This window comes from Polycladidibacter stylochi, from assembly GCF_001562055.1.
Classification (GTDB): Bacteria; Pseudomonadota; Alphaproteobacteria; order Rhizobiales; family Stappiaceae; genus Pseudovibrio; species Pseudovibrio stylochi.
Map to the genome: position 1 here is coordinate 1 of NZ_LLWE01000040.1, position 19855 is coordinate 19855.

Annotated in this window: 19 protein-coding genes and 2 pseudogenes; 13 read left to right on the forward strand and 8 right to left on the reverse strand. The window is 48.4% G+C overall.

The window, feature by feature from the left end; translation table 11 throughout:
• A pseudogene (locus AYK67_RS14750) lies at positions 1-186 on the reverse strand (IS630 family transposase); the annotation flags it as partial.
• Between the two features lie 16 nt (positions 187-202).
• Positions 203-613 (reverse strand): hypothetical protein, encoded by a 411-nt coding sequence (locus AYK67_RS14755; protein ID WP_068088498.1) that lies wholly within the window; start codon positions 611-613, stop codon positions 203-205.
• A gap of 642 nt (positions 614-1255) precedes the next feature.
• Here AYK67_RS14755 and AYK67_RS14760 point away from each other — a divergent pair.
• The 12 genes and pseudogenes from AYK67_RS14760 (at position 1256) to hemF (ending at position 13685) form a co-directional block, all read left to right on the forward strand.
• The gene (locus AYK67_RS14760) at positions 1256-2041 is read left to right on the forward strand and encodes a DeoR/GlpR family DNA-binding transcription regulator (RefSeq protein WP_068088502.1); all 786 of its coding nucleotides are present in this window, start codon (positions 1256-1258) and stop codon (positions 2039-2041) included.
• A gap of 55 nt (positions 2042-2096) precedes the next feature.
• Entirely contained in the window at positions 2097-3095 is a 999-nt protein-coding gene (gene rhaS / locus AYK67_RS14765; protein WP_082735855.1) for a rhamnose ABC transporter substrate-binding protein, read from the forward strand.
• A gap of 190 nt (positions 3096-3285) precedes the next feature.
• Positions 3286-4758, forward strand: a complete 1473-nt coding sequence (locus tag AYK67_RS14770; RefSeq protein ID WP_244266934.1) for a sugar ABC transporter ATP-binding protein — start codon at positions 3286-3288, stop codon at positions 4756-4758.
• Positions 4759-4775: 17 nt separating this feature from the next.
• Positions 4776-5759 carry an ABC transporter permease gene (locus tag AYK67_RS14775; RefSeq protein WP_068088505.1) on the forward strand — a complete coding sequence of 328 codons (984 nt, stop codon included), beginning with the start codon at positions 4776-4778 and terminating at the stop codon, positions 5757-5759.
• Positions 5756-6778 carry an ABC transporter permease gene (locus AYK67_RS14780; protein WP_068088508.1) on the forward strand — a complete coding sequence of 341 codons (1023 nt, stop codon included), beginning with the start codon at positions 5756-5758 and terminating at the stop codon, positions 6776-6778. The genes AYK67_RS14775 and AYK67_RS14780 overlap by 4 nt, the downstream gene beginning before the upstream one ends.
• Positions 6779-6846: 68 nt before the next feature.
• Positions 6847-7164 carry an L-rhamnose mutarotase gene (gene rhaM, locus AYK67_RS14785; RefSeq protein ID WP_068088746.1) on the forward strand — a complete coding sequence of 106 codons (318 nt, stop codon included), beginning with the start codon at positions 6847-6849 and terminating at the stop codon, positions 7162-7164.
• A gap of 53 nt (positions 7165-7217) precedes the next feature.
• Entirely contained in the window at positions 7218-8045 is an 828-nt protein-coding gene (gene rhaD, locus AYK67_RS14790; protein WP_206597547.1) for a rhamnulose-1-phosphate aldolase, read from the forward strand.
• Positions 8046-8103: 58 nt separating this feature from the next.
• Positions 8104-9543, forward strand: coding sequence for a rhamnulokinase (gene rhaB, locus AYK67_RS14795; RefSeq protein WP_068088514.1), 1440 nt, complete (start codon positions 8104-8106; stop codon positions 9541-9543).
• Positions 9544-9560: 17 nt separating this feature from the next.
• Positions 9561-10829, forward strand: coding sequence for an L-rhamnose isomerase (locus AYK67_RS14800; protein ID WP_068088517.1), 1269 nt, complete (start codon positions 9561-9563; stop codon positions 10827-10829).
• A gap of 133 nt (positions 10830-10962) precedes the next feature.
• On the forward strand, positions 10963-12111 hold the full coding sequence (locus tag AYK67_RS14805; RefSeq protein WP_068088520.1) for an iron-containing alcohol dehydrogenase: 1149 nt from the start codon (positions 10963-10965) through the stop codon (positions 12109-12111).
• Positions 12112-12192: 81 nt separating this feature from the next.
• A pseudogene (locus AYK67_RS16995) lies at positions 12193-12609 on the forward strand (DDE-type integrase/transposase/recombinase); the annotation flags it as partial.
• A 164-nt stretch (positions 12610-12773) separates the two neighbouring features.
• Complete coding sequence (hemF, locus tag AYK67_RS14815; protein ID WP_068088526.1) at positions 12774-13685, forward strand: oxygen-dependent coproporphyrinogen oxidase; 912 nt, start codon at positions 12774-12776, stop codon at positions 13683-13685.
• A gap of 92 nt (positions 13686-13777) precedes the next feature.
• Here hemF and AYK67_RS14820 read toward each other — a convergent pair whose 3' ends face one another.
• The 6 genes from AYK67_RS14820 to AYK67_RS14845 all read right to left on the reverse strand — a co-directional run bounded on the left by AYK67_RS14820 (position 13778) and on the right by AYK67_RS14845 (position 18467).
• Positions 13778-14902 carry a TIM44-like domain-containing protein gene (locus AYK67_RS14820; protein ID WP_244266933.1) on the reverse strand — a complete coding sequence of 375 codons (1125 nt, stop codon included), beginning with the start codon at positions 14900-14902 and terminating at the stop codon, positions 13778-13780.
• 111 nt (positions 14903-15013) lie between these two features.
• Positions 15014-15445 carry a DUF1284 domain-containing protein gene (locus AYK67_RS14825; protein WP_068088529.1) on the reverse strand — a complete coding sequence of 144 codons (432 nt, stop codon included), beginning with the start codon at positions 15443-15445 and terminating at the stop codon, positions 15014-15016.
• On the reverse strand, positions 15442-16752 hold the full coding sequence (locus AYK67_RS14830; protein WP_082735857.1) for a CCA tRNA nucleotidyltransferase: 1311 nt from the start codon (positions 16750-16752) through the stop codon (positions 15442-15444). The genes AYK67_RS14825 and AYK67_RS14830 overlap by 4 nt, the downstream gene beginning before the upstream one ends.
• A gap of 55 nt (positions 16753-16807) precedes the next feature.
• Entirely contained in the window at positions 16808-17080 is a 273-nt protein-coding gene (locus tag AYK67_RS14835) for a DUF6111 family protein (RefSeq protein ID WP_068088532.1), read from the reverse strand.
• Complete coding sequence (locus AYK67_RS14840; RefSeq protein ID WP_068088535.1) at positions 17058-17792, reverse strand: CoA pyrophosphatase; 735 nt, start codon at positions 17790-17792, stop codon at positions 17058-17060. The genes AYK67_RS14835 and AYK67_RS14840 overlap by 23 nt, the downstream gene beginning before the upstream one ends.
• Before the next feature lie 57 nt (positions 17793-17849).
• Complete coding sequence (locus AYK67_RS14845; protein ID WP_068088538.1) at positions 17850-18467, reverse strand: DUF1285 domain-containing protein; 618 nt, start codon at positions 18465-18467, stop codon at positions 17850-17852.
• A gap of 352 nt (positions 18468-18819) precedes the next feature.
• Here AYK67_RS14845 and AYK67_RS14850 point away from each other — a divergent pair, with 352 nt between their 5' ends.
• Complete coding sequence (locus AYK67_RS14850; RefSeq protein WP_068088540.1) at positions 18820-19854, forward strand: AAA family ATPase; 1035 nt, start codon at positions 18820-18822, stop codon at positions 19852-19854.
• Position 19855 lies beyond the last annotated feature (1 nt).

A 19855-nucleotide genomic window follows, 5' to 3' on the forward strand; every position in this document is an offset into this window, starting at 1 on the left:
AATCACCCAGGGAGCAATCAGCGCGTCACAAGTGAGGCCAGCGATAAATGTCTGGCTGTGCCAACGCCCAAACGGGGCTTTATCACAGGCCCGCTCTCCTTTCACAGCCCGCGCACGCTGGCGAACCACATTAGTTTTGACGCAGGTTTCGTCAATAAATACAAGCTTTTCCGGTAGACGCTGCATCAGAGGTTGGCGACTTTCAAGACACTCGGCTCGCGCGTTGCGAACATGGGGCTTGTCTTGCTCTGCTGCCAGCAGCGTTTTTTTTATATGTGAAGCCAAGACGGCGGAGCGCTTTGGATATGCTGGTATGGTGCACACGCATGCCCTGTGCCATAAAAAGCGCATCACTTAATTCAATTAGCGTAATGTCTCCATCCTGCTCCACAAGCTCCTTGAGAAAGTTGTGATAAGGGGCGAGCTTGCCAGTGCCAACGGGCCGCCCTGTTTGTGCGGGTGCAAGACTTTCTCCCGAACGCACTTTGCGGGCAAGACGCGAGGCCGTTGCTGGAGATATCATGAGCTGGCGCCCTGCCTCGCGCCCACTCATGCAGGACTCAATACACTTGCGAAAACGGTTGCGAAGATCAAGCGAAAGCGGTGATGACATGAGAACTCCTCCTCATGTCAGTGAATCACAAATCGCTCAAAATGCAATCCCTTACGATTCAGGCTAATTGCAAACCGCTTTAGGGCTCCATTCTATAACTCATATTACCAAGCTATATTGAGTTATAAAAGCGTTTTCTATCACTCACAAAGGAGGCAACGTAACTTCTGAACCTATTTTGAGCAATTGGGTCCTATGAATACATAGCTCCGATAGTGGCCATAATGTAGAACTTATCATAAACATTATGCCGAAATATCATTGGTCATGCTTTTGCATGCCTGATTACTTTGTAGCTTGCACAAATTAATCAGGTTAACTTCCTTAAATTAGCAATCCCGAGTTCCTCCCACATCTAGAGGAAATCATAGGGTGGACTGCTCCGGGAAAAGTGGAGAGCCTTCTGATACTCTAAGATCAGGAGGACTTCATGGGGCGCAAACATTACACGGAAGAGTTTAAGCGGGAAGCAGTGCGGCTGGTGGAAGTGCACTAACGTGACAACACCACAAAAATGTGGAGGAAACTTGGAACTAAGATCCGAGTAAAATCGATTACACAACATAAAAATGACTGAAAATGATTGACAATGATTGACAATGAAAGAATATTGGCTATTCTGATCCTATTAGGTGAGGGAAAATGCACGAAATTGAGCGACATCGATTTATTATTGACGCGGTTAACGCAGAACCAGTCGTAACCGTTCAAAGTCTGGTTACGAACCTAGGTGTCTCAGAGGCGACAATTCGCCGAGATATCTCGAAGCTTTGCGCTGATGAAAAAATTAACCGTGTTCGGGGTGGTGTAGAAGCTTTTGACGCAAGCAACGTGCTTGAGCTGGAGACAAGCCGTCTCAATGAAAGCATTGTAGAAAGAGTAGATGAGAAAAAGGCCATCGCAAGGGTCGCTGCGTCGCTCTGCAAAGATGGGGATTCCATAATAATAAACGGGGGGTCAACAACCTCATTTATGGTTCATTATCTTCGAAATTCTACGCTTCGCGTATTATCCAATTCTTTCCCTATAGCAGAATTTCTTATGAAAGAGACAACCAATACGGTGATTATTGCCGGTGGTGTCATTTATCGAGATCAGGGTTTGATTCTTTCTCCATATGAAAGTGAAGTCATTCGTAACTTTTCTGCACGCCGTATGTTTATGGGTGCGAAAGGTGTGGGGCCACTTGGCGTCATGGAGTCTGACCCTCTTATTATTCAAGAAGAGCGCCGGTTAATGGAACGAGCTGAGGAAACTATCCTTTGCATAGACAGTTCCAAATTCTTGAAACGCTCCAGCATGGTTCAATGTGCTTTGGAGCAAATTCATACCGTTATTACGGATGAAAAGGTTAGCGATGAAGCTGCCCGGCTTGTGGAGGAAGCTGGGGTCAGATTGATTGCTGCGAAAATTGAGGAGGACAACTAACACCTCAAACAGGTGAATTGTCTTTCGAATTTAGGCATTCTAATGGGAGTTGAACATGTCTAAACTAAGTAAGTTATTGGTATCTGGTGTTGCTGCTCTTGCCATGTTGGGTGCAACTGCTGCCTCGGCTGAGACGGTTCGGGTTGGTTTGGTTGCAAAAGTATTAGGCAATGGCTTCTTTGAAGCTGCAAACCGGGGCGCACTGGAAGCTGCACATGAGCTTGGTGATCTGGAAGTTATTTATACAGGGCCAACTGATACAACTGCTGTTGGCCAAATAAACGTAATTAATTCACTCATCGCACAACGGGTAGATGCAATTGCAATCTCAGCAAATGATACTGACGCATTGGTGCCTGCATTAAAACGGGCCATGAAAAGAGGCATTAAAGTTGTAAGCTGGGATTCAGGTGTTGCTGCTGAAGGTCGTCATGTGCACCTAAACCCTTCTTCTAATGAACTGATTGGTCGGATGAACGTAAAGCTGGCAGCTGACCATGTGAAAGATGGCAAAGGCAAAATTGCTATCCTGTCTGCAACCACAACATCTACCAACCAAAATATCTGGATTGAGGAGATGAATAAAGCACTGCCAGATTATCCTGGGCTGGAGCTTTTAACTGTTGTGTATGGTGATGATCTTGCAGAAAAAAGTTACCGCGAAGCCCAAGGCCTCATTCGTAGCTATAAGGATCTCGATGTCATTGTATCTCCAAGCTCTGTAGGTATCGTTGCTGCCTCGCAGGCCGTATCGGATGAAGGGAAAGTTGGCGAAGTATTTGTTACAGGCCTTGGATTACCTTCGGAAATGGCAGGTCACGTCAAGTCTGGTGCTTCTAAGAGCTTTGCAATATGGAATCCTATCGATTTAGGTTATTCAGCTACTTATATTGCCTATGAGTTGGTTAAGGGTAAAGCAAAAGGGGAACCTGGCGAAACAATTTCAATTGGTCGTGTTGGCTCTGTTACTCTAGACGATCAGCGTTCTGCTGGTATGGCCGAACCGTTTGTTTATGACGCATCCAATGTAGAAGAGTTTGCAGAAATTTTCTAATTGCGATGCTTTCGGGCGAGGCTAATCCTCGCCCGCCCCCCACCTTATAAAAGTATAACCAAAGTTCGGATTTCAAATGTCAATTACAATGGATGTTAGCGCGCCTGCTACTAGCGGCGTGGCGCGGGCAACCAGCGGTGACGTGCACGCTGATGGTAGAGCGCAAGAAGTCAATAATTGTGTATTGGAAATGCGCGGTATTTCGAAAACCTTCCCCGGTGTCAAGGCCCTCGATGACATATCGCTCAAGCTTTATCCAGGTTCAGTGACGGCACTGATTGGTGAAAATGGTGCAGGTAAATCTACACTCGTTAAAATTCTCACTGGTGTTTACCAATTTGATCAAGGTGAGATCTTTCTTGAAGGTAAGTCGCAACGCTTTGTAAGTGCACTTGATGCAACGAATGCCGGTGTGACGGCAATCCATCAAGAAACTGTCTTGTTTGACGAGTTGAGCGTTGCTGAAAATATTTTTCTTGGTCAAGAGCCACGTACACGTTTGGGTTTTATTGATTGGCCAACAATGGAAGCGAATGCGGCTGCAGTATTGAAGAAAATCGATGCAGATATGAGCCCTAAGACGATCCTTAAAGATCTTACAATTGGCCATAAGCATATGGTTGCCATTGCTAGGGCGTTATCGACTGATGCTAGAATTGTCATCATGGATGAACCTACTGCTGCCCTTTCTAGTAAGGAGGCAGAAGAACTTTATGAGTTGGTTGATTGGCTCAAGAGCGAAGGGAAATCAATACTTTTCATTTCGCATAAGTTCGAGGATGTGTTCCGTATTGCTGACCGCTACACAGTTTTCCGAGACGGCCAACTTGTTGGAGCTGGATTACTAGCTGATGTAGAACGCCCAGATCTTGTTAAAATGATGGTAGGTCGTGCGGTTGATCGTGCATTCCCGAAAAACAATACGCCGGGTACTGACGTGGTCATGAAGGTGGATAATTACTGCCACCCAACAGAGTTCGATAGCATTAGCTTCGAGTTAAAGCGCGGTGAAATTCTTGGTGTCTACGGCTTGGTTGGTGCGGGACGAACAGAAGTAGCACAAGCTCTATTTGGCGCAACAACTCCTTCTAACGGGACCCTAGAACTTGAAGGGGAGGCGGTGGAGATCCGCTCATTTGATCAGGCAATTAGTAAAGGCTTGGTCTACGTTCCAGAAGATCGAGGCAAGCAAGGCGTTACGCTGGAAATGAGTATTGCCGAAAATATTGGAATGGCCTCCTTAAAGCCGACCAGTAAAAAAGGCTTTCTCGATCTTGCGCGTGAGTTTGAAATGGCACGTAAGTATGCAGACCGCCTCGACTTAAGGGCTGCAGCACTCGACCAGCCTGTTGGCTCTCTTTCAGGTGGTAACCAGCAAAAAGTGGTCATCGGAAAGTGGTTGGCTACCTTGCCCAAGGTCATCATTTTGGATGAACCAACAAAAGGGATTGATATTGGGTCGAAAGCGGCGGTGCACGGGTTCATGAGTGAACTTGCTGAAGAGGGCCTATCGGTAATGATGATTTCTTCAGAGCTCCCCGAAATTCTTGGCATGTCTGATCGCATTCTTGTCATGCGGGATGGTCTCATTGTTGGAGAATTTGACCGTGCAGATGCGACACCTGAAAAACTTGTCAACCTGGCAACCGGCAACACGCAATGATCAGGCGGTAGAAACTCATGTTGAACTCAATACTAAAAAAACGCGAATACTTATTAGCAGCTATCATCCTTACGATGATAATCGCTATTTCCTTCCGCTCGCCAAGCTTTTTGCAATTGCCAAACATGTTGGCAACACTAAATGACACATCAATATTGATGATGCTGGCATGTGCGCAAATGTTTGTCATTTTGACGCGCTGTATCGACCTTTCAGTGGGTGCAAATATCGCGCTGACAGGAATGGTTGTTGCAATGCTGAACTCGGCTTCGCCAGAGCTGCCAGTTGTTGTTTTGGTTGTGATAGCTCTTGGTCTGGGCCTTATTCTCGGTGCAATTAATGGCTTCTTTGTATGGAAGTTTGATATTCCGCCAATTGTTGTAACACTTGGTACGATGGCTATTTATCGCGGACTTGTCTTTGTACTTGCTGATGGTAGCTGGATAAACGCCCACCAAATGTCTGAAAGCTTTCTTGGTTTCCCAAGAGCAAATATCTTTGGCGTACAACTGTTAACCTGGTGTGGACTGCTGGTGGTAGCTGGCATGTATGCACTGTCCAGATACTCCCGCCTTGGTCGCCAGTTCTACGCTATTGGTGATAATCCAAACGCTGCTGTGTATATGGGCATTTCGGTTGGGAAAGTTAAATTCAAGGCTTTCTGCCTTTCCGGAATGATTGCAGGGCTTTGCGGGTACTTCTGGGTGAGCCGATATGCTGTGGCTTATGTTGACATTGCCGCCGGGTTTGAACTGCAGACCGTTGCTGCCTGTGTGATTGGTGGCGTGTCCATCGCTGGCGCTATTGGTAACATTGGTGGTGCTATTCTTGGGGCTCTATTCCTTGGTGTCGTTAACAACGCTCTTCCAGTAATTGACATCTCACCTTTCTGGCAAATGAGCATTTCCGGCACAGTAATTATTCTCGCAGTCGTGTTTAACGCCCAGTCTGAACGCAAAACGGGCCGTACAATCTTGAAATTGAAAGGAACTGAGGCATGAGCATAGCTTTCTCTAATGTGCGCCGCCGCGGTGCCGAAATACCCAATAAACTAGAGATGACAATGATGGGTCGTCTGGCGCGTTGGGAAACTCTTCTGGTTTGTGTTGTGGCATTGGTATTCTTTCTAAACACCATAGCATCACCTTATTTCCTAGATGTTTGGAATCTTTCAGACGCCACCTACAACTTCATTGAAAAAGCTATTATTGCGTTTGCCGTGGCACTGGTTATCATTTCCGGCGAAATTGATCTCTCAGTTGCAGCCAACATTGCATTATCCTCCACGATAATGGGGGCTGTTGCCACGGCAGGCTACGATACACCGATAATTGTCGGTGCAGGCTTACTTACCAGCTTAGCCTGCGGTGCATTTAACGGTTTTCTTGTAGCCAAAGTTGGTTTGCACTCTATCATTGTAACCATTGCAACGATGAGCCTTTTCCGCGGGATTAGTTACATCATCCTTGGTGATACTGTCTACAAAAATTACCCAGATAGTTTTGCTTGGTTTGGTCAGGGTTACTTGTTTGATGCCTTCACCGTAGAAATGGCTTTCTTTATCGTCATTGCTGTATTCTTTTGGATGCTGTTGCATAAAACTGTCTTTGGTCGTCAAGTCTATGTCATTGGCAATAACAAGACATGCGCAGCATTTTCCGGAATAAAGGTACAGCGTGTAAAATTTAGCCTCTTCTTGCTAAGTGGCCTTGCTTCAGGGGTTGCAGCAGTACTTCTCACCTCACGGCTTGGCTCTACCCGTCCTTCAATCGCACTGGGCTGGGAGCTAGAAGTGGTAACCATGGTTGTTCTTGGTGGTGTGAGCATTCTCGGTGGTTCAGGTACTATTCTTGGTGTCATACTGGCTTCCGTTTTGATGGGTTTGGTGACTTTTGGCCTCGGACTGCTCAATGTTCCAGGTATTGTCATGACCATCTTCACTGGCTGCCTTTTGATCGCGGTAATTGTTTTGCCCCGTATCACTAAGCTTATTATGAGCCACTCCAAAAAAACGAAATAAAACAAAACGGCAAGGCCAATGAGGCTCTTCTATGGCCTGCCATGCTCTAACCAGAAATGTTCAAGATCATGTCGAATAAAGTAGCCTTCAAAATGAAGCTAAAACCCGGCCATGTTGATGAATATAAACGCAGGCATGATGCCCTGTGGCCGGAATTAAAAGAACTCTTCGCACAAAATGGAATTACTGATTACACCATCCATTTTGACCCAGAAACAAACTTACTTTTTGGAATTCACAGTAGTGACGGCCGCCAAGGGGCACAAGACCTTGGCACTAATCCCGTTGTTCAAAAGTGGTGGGCCTTTATGGCCGATATAATGGAAACCAATAACGACAACTCTCCAGTAACAATCCCCCTCCAAGAAGTTTTCTACTTAAAGTAACAGGTAATTGTCACGGAAATTAATGTAATTTATCGTGACGGAAAAGGTTAGAAATGAAAATGGATGCTTTACCAGATCAAGCAGTTAATGAGATTAAGAAAGTAGTTGAAGTTGCCGGATACTTGTGGCAACGCGAATGGGCAGAGCGTAACGGCGGTAATATTTCCGTTGATCTTACGGAATACTTCGAAAAAACTACTATTGACTCCTCCAAGTTGCCGCATAATCTACTTTCTATTGTTGGTGAAGGAGCTGGTTTTCCAAAAGATAGCGCCGGGCATATCTTTTTTGTAAAGGGTGGTGGTGAGCGCATTCGCGAACTGGCTGACCCCCAAATAGCTGGCTGCGTCTTGATGATCGATGAAGAAGCAAAAGGTTACTATCTGCTTTGGGGAGGGCGCGGAAAGAGCGACTACAAACCCACCAGCGAATTTATTTCACATGTTGAAATTCATATGGATAAGCAACGCGCTGGCTCTAGTCACCGCTGTGTAGTTCACACGCATCCGCTGGACCTGATTGCTTTGTCCCATCATCCTAAATGTGCCGCTGATGAGGAGCTTTACACGCATGTTTGCTGGCAAATGCTGCCGGAGGTACGCGCTTTCATTCCAAAAGGAATTGGGATTGTGCCGTACTGCATGCCAGGTAGCCAGACTATTGCAGAAGGTACAGTGCAAAAACTACGCAAACATGATGTGGCTATATGGGAAAAGCACGGTGCCGTTGCAACAGGTATAGATGCCCATGAGGCCTTTGATTACATAGATGTCGCTAATAAAGGGGCCAAACTATACTTGCAATGTCTTGCAAGCGGATACGAGCCACAAGGCGTATCAGAAAAAGATATGCAGGACTTGAAAGAGACCTTCAATCTCTGACTTACCAAATGGGAGCGTGCTTTTAGTGCTCCCTCACATCTCATTGAGGAATGATTACATGATGAAACAACTCATCACTGTAGATCTGGGCGCCTCGAGTGGGCGCGTGATGCTTGGCACCTTCAACGGTAGTCATATTGAGCTGAAGGAATGGCATCGTTTTGATAGTTACCACTTGGTCAATGGCTCTCACTGTGAGTGGGATATTGAACTGATCAATCGGGAAATTCGCCATGGTATTGACCTTCTGTTAGATGCAGGCATTATCCCGGATGCAATAGGAATTGATACATGGGGTGTCGATTTTGTGTTGACCGATGCCCAGGGCCAGCAAATTGGCAAAGCGGTCTCTTACCGCGACAGCCGCACCCAAGGTGTCATGGAGCAGGTATTAAGCGAACTCGGTGCAGAGCGCATTTACAGCGCAACCGGTATCCAGTTCATGCCTTTCAATACCATTTTCCAGCTTAAAGCACTTATTGATGAGCAGCCTGACTGGCTGGACAAAGTGAGTTGCCTACAGTTCATACCAGACTACTTAGGCTATTTATTAACTGGTGAAAAAAACTGCGAGTACACCAATGCCACGACCTCGCAGCTCTTGAATTGCCGAAGTCGCGATTGGGACACTAGTCTTCTGGAAGAGCTAAATATCCCAAAATCTTGGTTTTTACCGGTTTCGCCAACAAACCGTGCAATTGGTACTTATGATGTTCATGGTTTATCAATACCGGTAATTTCTATTGCTAGTCATGATACGGCCTCCGCTGTAGCGGCTGTTCCATTTCGTGACCCAAGTGCAGCATTTATCAGCTCAGGGACCTGGTCGCTGATTGGTATCGAGGAAGAAGAGGCCCTCAGTACTGAAAGCGCCCGACAGCTGAATGTGGCGAATGAAGGTGGTGTCGAGAAGTTCAGGGTATTGAAAAATGTCTCTGGTCTCTGGTTTGCTCAAAAAGTACGAGAAGAGCTGAAGATTTCAAGCTTTTCCGAACTTGTTCAGCTTGCAGAAGCTGCTCCGGCATTTACCTGCTTTATTGATACAAATGAACCACGCTTCCTAAACCCGACGTCCATGCAAGAGGAAATAAAGACCTATCTTCGCGAGACTGGTCAGCAAGTGCCAGAAGATGCGGGTACACTTGTGCGCGCCATATTTGAAAGCCTTGCATTGCTGTACAGCGAGGTTGTTGAAGATATGGAAAGCTTAAGGGGCGGTGCCATTCCCTGTATCAACATCGTTGGTGGGGGCTGTCAAAACCAACTTTTAAATCAGCTATGCGCTGATGCTTGCAAGCGGGAAGTGTTTGCAGGGCCAATAGAAGCCTCAGCAATTGGCAATTTAGTTTGCCAATTAATAGCACTGGGGGCTGTTGAAGATCTTAAAGCGGCGCGTTCTTTGATTGCAAACAGCTTCCCCGTAACTCAATTCAACCCACGTGCTGACAATAATTTTTATGCATTCCAACAGCACGCAAATTCAATTCGTCAAAACTGATCGATCGGGAGTAGATCATGGCTAATAACCTAAAAAATATTGAACAAGCCTATGAGCTGGCAAAAGCACGCTATGCAGAGTTAGGTGTAGATGTGGAAGCAGCCATTAAGGCAGCAGATGAAACGCCGATTTCCTTACATTGCTGGCAAGGGGATGATGTTGGCGGCTTTGAGAACCCAGAGGGGGATCTCTCCGGTGGCATTCAGGTAACTGGTAGCTATCCTGGTAAAGCCCGCAGTCCAGAAGAGCTTCGCGCAGATATTGATATGGCCATGAGCCTTATCCCTGGTAAGCAGCGCCTAAATTTACACGCGCTTTATTTGGAAAGCGAGGGGTTTGTTGACCGTGACCAAATTGAACCCGAGCACTTTGCTAACTGGGTCAACTGGGCTAAAGGCAAGGGCATTGGATTGGACTTCAACCCGTCTTTGTTTTCTCACCCTAAAAGTGCAGATGGCATGACATTAACGCACCCTGATGCAGATGTACGGGCTTTTTGGGTTGAGCACTGCAAGCGCTCACGCAAGGTTTCTGAGTACTTCGGTAAAGAGCTCGGCACTCCTTCTGTTATGAATATCTGGATACCTGATGGTTCTAAGGATTATCCGGCTGACCGTTTGGGTTCCCGCTCGCGTCTTGTTGAATCTCTCGATGAAATCTTGAAGGAAGATATTTCCCGCGAGTTTCATAAGGACGCTGTAGAAAGTAAGCTGTTTGGTATTGGAGCTGAAGCTTATACAGCTGGTTCCAACGAGTTTTATTTGGGGTATGCAGCAACTCGTAAGATTTTGCTCTGTCTTGATGCAGGACACTTCCACCCAACCGAAGTAATTTCCGACAAGATATCTGCTGTTTCTTTGTTCGTGGATGAAATGCTATTGCACGTTAGTCGCCCGATGCGTTGGGATAGTGATCATATCGTACTACTCGATGATGAAACGCAAGCAATTGCGAATGAAATTGTTCGTTGCGGTCTGGTTAACCGTGTCAATATCGGTCTTGATTTCTTTGATGCTTCTGTCAACCGCATTGGGGCCTGGGTTCTCGGCACACGTAATATGCGTAAAGCACTGTTGAAGGCATTCTTAGAGCCAACTGAGCAACTGAAAAAAGCCGAACTTGAAGGCAACAATACCAAACGCCTGACATTGATGGAAGAGCTTAAAGTTATGCCTTGGAGCTCGGTTTGGGATTATTACTGCATGCAAAATGGCATGCCAGGTGGCATCGAGTGGTTGCAGACGGTTGAAACCTACGAAACGGATGTATTGTCAAAACGCGCATAGTTACACAAGCGCTTAGAGACAAGCAACTTATGTGGCTGGCAGCTCATGACGCCAGCCCACCCAAAACAAAACCGGCGCAAAGACCGGAAGCTCAGATCCCCATATATTTAGATAGTGATCACAGGAGAAACACATGGCATTCGCTCTTAAAATTCCTCGTATTACCTTGATGGGAGAAGGCGCAGTTGCAGATTCGGTTGCGCAACTCAAATCATTTGGTGTTAAAAAGGCGCTTGTTGTATCCGATAGTGCTTTGGTAAAGCTCGGCTTATTAAACAGCCTCGAAGCTGCCCTAAAAGACAATGGCATTGAATGGGCACTGTTTGACAAACTTACCCCCAATCCAACGGCCTCTCAAGTCCGCGAGGGGACTGCTTTCTACCAAGCGGAAGGCTGTGATTGTTTCGTCGGCATTGGTGGTGGTAGCTCTATCGATGCGGCCAAAGCTATTCGCATTATGGTAAGCAATCCTGGCGATATCACCGATTACTGCGGTGTTGAAAAGGTTCTAAATCCTGGTGTTCCATTTGTAGCTATTGGGACTACCGCTGGTACTGCTGCTGAAATGACCTCTAATTCAGTCATTATCGATGAAGAAAACCAAGTCAAAATGGTGATCATTGATAATACTCAAATGCCGGATGTTGCTGTAAACGACCCTGAGTTGATGACAGGCCTACCGGCAGATGTTACCGCTGCAACTGGTATGGATGCTCTAACACATGCAGTCGAAGCCTATGTTACTCCAGGTGCGCACCCGTTAACGGACCATAGTGCACTTGAATCGATCCGCCTGATTGGAAAGTGGCTTCCTGTGGCTGTGAAAGATGGCAAAAACATTGAGGCGCGCGCGAACATGGCTTATGGCCAGTATCTAGCTGGTATGGCGTTTAACAGTGCTGGCCTTGGTTTAGTACATGCCATGGCACATCAGCCCGGTGCAACTCATAACCTGCCGCACGGGGTTTGTAATGCGATCCTTTTACCGATTGTTTGTGAGTTTAATGCTGTCAGCAGGCCAGAGCGCTTTAAAGATGTTGCCGCGGCTCTTGGTGGCGATGTTTCTGGCCTTTCTGCACAAAAAGGTGCCGAGCTATGCTTGCAACTCATCCGTCAACTATCTGAAACAGTAGGTATTCCGAGTGGGTTTAAAGAACTTGGTATTAACGAAGATGTAATTAATAGTTGGTCTTCGAAAGCTATGGAAGATCCATGCCTACCTGGAAACCCAAGAGAGCCAAGTCTTGAAGAAGTAAAAGAGCTATTTGCTAAAGCGCTTTAAACTGACTTTTTGCCACAAGCACCAATATGGTGCCTGTGGCACCCTTGTTCCCGTTAAGTTGACGACACAAAGCGCGACTATCTTTGGTGCACCATCGATCAGGATGGTTATATTCTCGATAAAGTCCTACACTATCGGTGTAATAGCGAAGCTGACAAATATTTATTTGCCCGCCGTTTACAGAAACAAGCTGTCGCTCCCAAACGAATAGTTATCGACAAACTTGGGTCTTACGGCGCAGCGAAACGCAAGGTCATGCCTGATGTGGAGCACTGGTCACACAAAGGCCTTAACAACCGTGCAGAGAACTCGCATTTGCCCTTGCGAAAACGAGAGCGAGCTATGCAAAGGTTTAAGTCGACGGGCCAACTGCAAAGATTTCTCACCGGCTTTTCTGGCATGCGTAACCTCTACGTCGTGCCCCGCGAGCAACGGTGTGCAAACAACATCCGAAAGCACCGCCTCAACAGTTTTGCAAGTGGAATCAGGCCGCAATGATCGATGTCTGAATTGTGCCTGGAGGAAGGCTTTTGCGATCAAGATCAGGTTAACGTGACAACACCAAAAAATCATCACATTATAGCTTCATGCGTTTGCCCTGGTCTTGCACCCAGCATAAACTACTTTAAAAGTATTCTAAATGATGCAAGAGGGAGTTTACTATGGGCGTACGCGGTGGGCCAATTCCGGCAAATATTGCGCAAAAGAAGCAAGAAGTAACAAATTGGTTTGAATCCTTACGCGATCAAATCTGCCTGGCCTTCGAGCAACTGGAAGATAGCCTTGCCAGTGAAAACGGTCCCAACGCCGAACATCCGGCGGGACGCTTTGTACGCACACCGTGGCAGCGCACAGACCACAGCGGGGCAAAAGGCGGCGGCGGCGTCATGTCCATGATGCATGGCCGGGTCTTTGAAAAAGTCGGCGTCCATGTCTCCACCGTTCACGGCGAGTTCTCCCCCGAGTTTCGTGGCCAAATCCCCGGCGCAGAAGAAGACCCGCGCTTTTGGGCTTCCGGCATTTCGCTCATTGCCCACTTGCACAACCCCCATGTCCCTGCCGTTCATATGAACACCCGCATGGTCGTCACCTCGCGCCAGTGGTTTGGCGGGGGGGCTGACTTAACACCGGTGCTAGACAACCGCCGCACACAACAAGACCCCGACAGCATCGCCTTTCATGCCGCCATGGAACAAGCCTGCCAAGGACATAAAGGGGCAGACTACCCCCACTATAAAAAATGGTGCGATGACTATTTCTACCTGCCTCACCGCGAAGAACCCCGCGGTATTGGCGGTATTTTTTACGATTATCACAACAGCGGTGACTTCGACGCCGACCTCGCCTTCACCAAGTCCGTCGGCCGAGCATTTTTAAATATCTACCCGCAACTGGTACGTGCCAACTACCTCAAGCAATGGACAGAGAAAGAGCGTGAAGAGCAGCTGGTCCGTCGTGGTCGCTATGTGGAATATAATCTGCTTTACGATCGTGGCACCATTTTTGGTCTGAAAACCGGAGGGAATGTCGCCTCGATCCTCTCTTCCATGCCCCCCGTGGTCAAATGGCCGTAATTCCAGCATTAACTAGCCCATAACCCAATAAAAAAAGCCCTCCCGATACACGAAAATCGAGAGGGCTATCTTTTATAGTGAGTGACCTAAGCTTAGACCTGTTGAATAGCGGAAAGCTTCCAAGGTTGGCCGGCTTGACGAATAAACGTCCACACTTCGGTCACTTCCTCGGCCATATCCGGGTTGCCCTCAACGACCTTATTGGTCGCCCGCTCGCGCATCACATCAATAGAGGAATAGCGCATCGCAACCGTAGCATACTCATCACTGCCTTCACGCCAGCTCTCCGACAGATCACCTTGCAATAGCTTGATCTCGCGCACTTCGTTAATCAAACCTTTTGAGGCCGATTGCCCAAGGTCCTCGGCGAAAAAGCCCATCATCTCCGGTGTGGTGATAGCACGAATAGCAGCGTAATCTTCTTTGCCATAGGCCGTCCAAATTTTGGTCAGCAGCTCTTCGAAACTGTCAAAGTCCGAAGCCTGTAGCCCAAGTTCGTCATCTGCTTTACTCGCAAATCCGGCAGTTTGTTGCGCGGCGCTACCATAACTACCACTATTGGGAACCGAACCGTGCCCCCGCTGAGCATCAGCCCCCTGATTGCCACCCTTGAACATATCAAACTGGCTCACGTTGTCAGAGCCCTGCCCGCCATAATTTTGGCCACCATAGCTCTGTCCAGCATGACCCGCCGCCGCTTGCGGCTGCTGACGCCGTCGCAAAAAGCCCATTACCATCTTTACGACAAAGAACAGTATCGCGCCTTGTACCAGCAACCCGAGGAAGCCGCCAAAGCCTCCGATACCGTTACCCATCAGCATACCGATCAAACCGCCCAGCGCCAAACCGCCCAGCATCGAGCCCATAAACCCGCCACCAAAAAAACCACGTTTCTGATTGGTCGCGCTATTCGCAAAACCTTGCTTTTGGCCTTGCTGGGTATTGGGTGTCATTGTCCGGTTCAAAGGCGCAGTTTTCGGTGCTGTGCGTGTTGCCTTCGGAGCCGAGAACGTACGCGCCCCGCGTGAGCCGCCGCCAAAGCCACGCTTCGCCTCGGCAAAGTCAGTCGTAATAAACGCCAGCCCGAAAACCAGAACCATTAAGGTTAGCAGTTTGGGAAACTTTGATAATCCTGTCATATCCAGTCCAATATGTTGTTTGGCAGCCTGCATAACCGATCTACGGCGTGACGCGAACACACTCTTGGGCTTTTGCACGGCTTAGAACTCTTCAACCCATGCATATGGGGTGGTTCAAAGCTGTTTAAACCCTACGAAGCAATTAAAATTCTCAATAAACAACAATGTCACTTCCCAATTAAGGTGTTTTTACGCGCAGCGCCCCTGTAAACAGGCGCGTTGATACCCGCCATTGGCAATATTGCGGCATAGTGAGTGCCACTCGCAGCCAGAGCAAGCTTCCTGAAAAACACCTTCACAAAATGCACGGCGCAGCTGCACCACCTTTTGTGCATCAAACTCGATTATAGCGCCCACCAGCAACTCTTGCCCCAACACTTGCCCCGCAAGAGCCAGTGCCTTTTTATCGCGCTCAAGAACCGATGTATTATGACAGTGCGGCATGTCTTCTTCTTGCAGCAAAGGAGTACAGATACAATCCGGCCCCGCAACCAGTTTCACCGCCTTCCCCGCATTTAGTGCCGACACAATCCGGTGGTAATTGCGGGTAAAACGTGGTGAATACCCCTTGCCCTCAAAGGTTAAGATGCACAATAAATGGTGCCCGCGCAGCTCAATCATGCGCGCCGCTCGCTATCTTCTATCGTTGGTGATTGAGCCTCTGCCACTTGCTCCGCAATATAATCCATCGCTATTTTCAACAGTACCGGTCGTTCAAGTTGGAAATCGCTGGCAATCCATTGCGCTTTGGCAGCAGCAAGCGCCTGCCCCATCACAGCGCCACCTTGCACACCACAATCAATCAGATCCTTGCCACAAAGCGGCATAACAGGCACATCCCATTGCCAACAAAGCGCCAGCAACTCTTCCAAGTGCGCGAATTCACCCTCACCTTGTAACCCCGTCTTGCCTGCGAACACCACACCAAGCAGCAACCCGTCTGCCACCGCCGCCCGCTTGTAATCCAAAAGCGCAGCCCGGACATTCTGGGCAACGGGTAAACCATCCTCGAAATAGCCCGCCAGTTCCATGCTCTGTTGCACTTGCAGCGTTTGCGCATTGGAAAGCCGCAGTTTCGACTTTGCTAAGGCTTGCCGCCGGTCTTGCAGCACACCATTCATAAGAAGAGCCGCAACAGCACCCAAACCCCGTGATTGTCCGCAATTGGTTTTCGCAGCCATTTGCAAAAAGTCACCGCAACGCTCAACAGCCACGTGTTGCCCCATTATGAGCTCAAGCACGTTTGTTTCCTGCATTAATGCCAGTGCTTCCACGGCACCATTAGCCTCAAGCATGAGCAGCAGTTCACGGGTAATTCGTTCTTCAGAAATTTGTGCCAAACCGCCATAGTGCGCACCAATCGCCGCCATAGCAGCTTCATCCGGAGCACCAACAGCAAATCGGGCAAAAAACCGGAAATAGCGCAGAATGCGTAAGTAATCCTCGCGAATACGCGCACCTGCATCTCCGATAAAGCGCAGGCGGCGCGCTAAACAGTCGTCCAACCCGCCCAGCGGATCAAACAATACCCCGTGTCGGTCCACATATAACGCATTCATGGTAAAATCACGCCGCTGGGCATCGCGCACCCAATCACGGCCAAAGCGAACGACCGCATGGCGTCCGTTGGTTTCAACATCCTCGCGCAGGCTGGTCACTTCAATCGGCGTGCCCCCAATCACCAGCGTAACAGTGCCATGGTCAATCCCGGTCGCAATGGCTTTAACCCCTGCCGCTTGCGCTCGTGCAAGGGTCTGCTGCGGCAAAGCTGTACAGGCAATATCAATATCGGCAACCGGCACACCCAGTAAGGCGTTGCGCACAGTCCCACCCACAGCGCGGGCCGTATCGCCCTCTTGCTCTAGAATGTCAAAAGCCGCCTGTACATTATCGCCCATTAGCCATGCGCAATTATCGAGTTTGTCCATGTAGTTTCCATCAAAGCGTTAACTGCGCCCGTCATGGCGAGCCTGGCGCTTTCTGTCAATCTGGTGTGCGCTCAAATCCACCAGGGATAAAACGACCATCTTCCATGTGAGCTGGCACATATTGCGAACCTTCAGGTGCATCTCCAAGTATTGCCATCGCCACAAAGCTTAAAACAGCAAGGCTTAAGCCCAAAATAGCCAGCCGACCAAACGGCCCTTCACGAAATTTCTTATCCTCTTGACCTTTTTTTGTCAGCCAGAACCAGAACCCGTAGGCAATAAACGGAATAAGAAATAACAACAGGTTAGTTAGTATCACACGCAGCATCGACAAATACCGTTTGTTGAAACAGCCGAAGAATTCCAGCAGTTACACCCCAAATATAGTGGTCTTCATAGGGCATAGTATAGAAATACCGCTCTTTCCCCTCAAAAACCCGCGATCCTTTTATATGGTGCGCCTCATTCATTAAAAAAGAAAGCGGCACTTCAAATACATAATCCACTTCGTCCGGATTTGCTGTAATCTTCGCATCCCTATCAATATGCGCAATAACAGGCGATACTGCAAAACCCGAGCCACTATAATACGTCCCCAATTGCCCTAGCACCCGCAAGCAGTCGGGAGCTATCCCCACCTCCTCATGGGTTTCGCGCAAGGCAGCGGCCACAGCACTCGCATCCTCTGCATCAATTTTACCACCCGGCAAAGCAACCTGTCCGGCATGGGTGCGCAAATGGTCCCGTCGCTTTGTTAACAATACCATTAGTCCGGCAGGGCGCGGCACAAGCCCGATTAAAACAGCAGCTGGTTTAAAGCGTAGTTTGGGTTTTAACGAGCGCGGCGTGAGCCCAGCATGCGCCGATATGGCCGCATCAATTGCCGGAGAAAAATCAGGATTCAGCACATGATCTCCCCCAACAGGTAATGGGGTCCGCAAAAGCCGCGCCGCAATTGCCGCCTCCACACAGCTGAGCTCCCGCATGGCACGAGCGGTCTTGTCTAGGTTTCCATTGCCGATCATAAAATGCTGGCTCATTTGGGCCTTCTTGTTACTTCTATCAAAATTACGCAGTTCTCACTAATTTAAAAAGCGCTAAGTTGCATCATCCGCCAACAGGGAGGGAGGAACGACAAAACGCAATCCCATGCTACGCACCACAGTTTCCGCAACGCCATTTTCATCACAAACCTCCTCCAAGAACTGGCAAAGGTCCATTGTCAGGGTCCGTGTCAACACCGCTTCCAGATTATGGCGTAGCTGAACAAAAACCAAAAAACCACCGGAAACAGTATCATGGGCAAACCGCAATTTATGCTCTGCCCCAACCTCTACCATCTCACCTTGATTGGTGCGCAAGGTAATGCGTTGTTGACCCGTAATGCTATCCACCACCATTTCAACCGCTAAAAAAGCCGCCAGCTCTACCTCTATCGCCACTTTTTCAACCGGTGTAACCAGGTAGTGTTGTTTTTGCGTACCTTCGCCCTCGGCCATTAACACTTGTGCAAACAACCGCACCAGCTCCCTACGCTGTATGGCACTGCCCATATAATGCCAACTGCCATCACGCTTGATAACCATGGGCAGCGCACCACAAAAGGGCGGATCCCATAAGTGCACCGGTGCCGGCTTAAAGCCCGCTTCCTGTTGCTGCCGCATCAAAGCTTTCAAGCCCTCTGGCATTGTATTTTCCAGCGGTTGTTCTGGCACAAAACCTCCCCATTATGACCAAGCATTAGCAAATGTCAGAGTTTAAAAACATTTAATCCGCATGTAGGTCACCTTCTGAACACACGTATAATAAAGACAAATAAACACACGAACCCATGATTATATACTGGAAATTATTACGAGATAGACCCACCATCATATATTGGCACATATAACAATATGACAAGGATATTACCATAATCTACTATTTATCAAAGGATCCTAACTCTTTGGCAATAAGCTTTCCTCTAAGCTGCCTCATAATGAACATACCACGATCAATAGTATTTATTGATATTGCACCATGTTGAGCGCCCCTTGAGTGCCCAGTAAGCTAAAGCGAGCGAAACCCATGAACATACCTGGCCAAGGTACAACATCTTCCGAGCCAATCCACCCCGACGATATCGTCAAACAGGCGGAAATGGCCAGCGACAGGCTGCAAGAAGTAACAGGCGAAATCGCTGCAACTATCTTTGGTCAAGAACAGGTGGTCGAACAAGCGCTCATTACCATCCTTGCAGGCGGTCACGGTTTGCTGGTTGGGGTACCTGGCCTTGCCAAAACCAAGCTGGTCGAAACACTAGGCATTGTTTTGGGGCTCAACACGGGACGTATTCAATTCACACCGGATTTAATGCCCGCCGATATCCTAGGCTCTGAGGTGTTGGAAGAAAGCGAAAGCGGCAAGCGCCATTTCCGTTTTTTACAAGGGCCGGTATTCACCCAGCTACTCATGGCCGACGAGATCAACCGCGCCAGCCCGCGCACCCAATCGGCCCTCTTGCAAGCCATGCAAGAGTATCATGTCACCATTGCGGGGCAGCATCACACCTTACCAAGCCCCTTTCATGTACTTGCCACCCAGAACCCGCTGGAACAAGAAGGAACCTACCCTCTCCCCGAAGCCCAGCTCGATCGTTTTTTAATGCAAATAGATGTCCACTACCCGGATTTTGAAGCCGAAAAACAAATTTTGCTAGATACAACAAGTGCCGCCCCAAAAGCCGCAAGGGCAGTCCTTAACATCGAAGAACTACAACACATGCAACGATTGCTGCGTCACATTCCCGTCAGCAACAGTGTTATGGATGCCATTTTGCATCTGGTGCGCAGCGCAAGGCCAGACCAGGCAGCAGAAGGGGCAAGCTTACATAAGTCCATAGCTTGGGGGCCGGGGCCACGTGCAAGTCAGGCCCTCATGCTCACTGTGCGCGCAAGGGCCTTACTGCAAAAGCGTCTGGCCCCAAGTATCGAAGACGTCTTAGCCTTGGCCGAGCCGGTTCTCAAGCACCGCATGGCCCTGTCATTTACAGCAAAAGCTGAAGGCGTTGAGCTATCAACCCTGCTGGACGAACTTAAAAAACCGCTCTTAGCCCCTGTTTAAC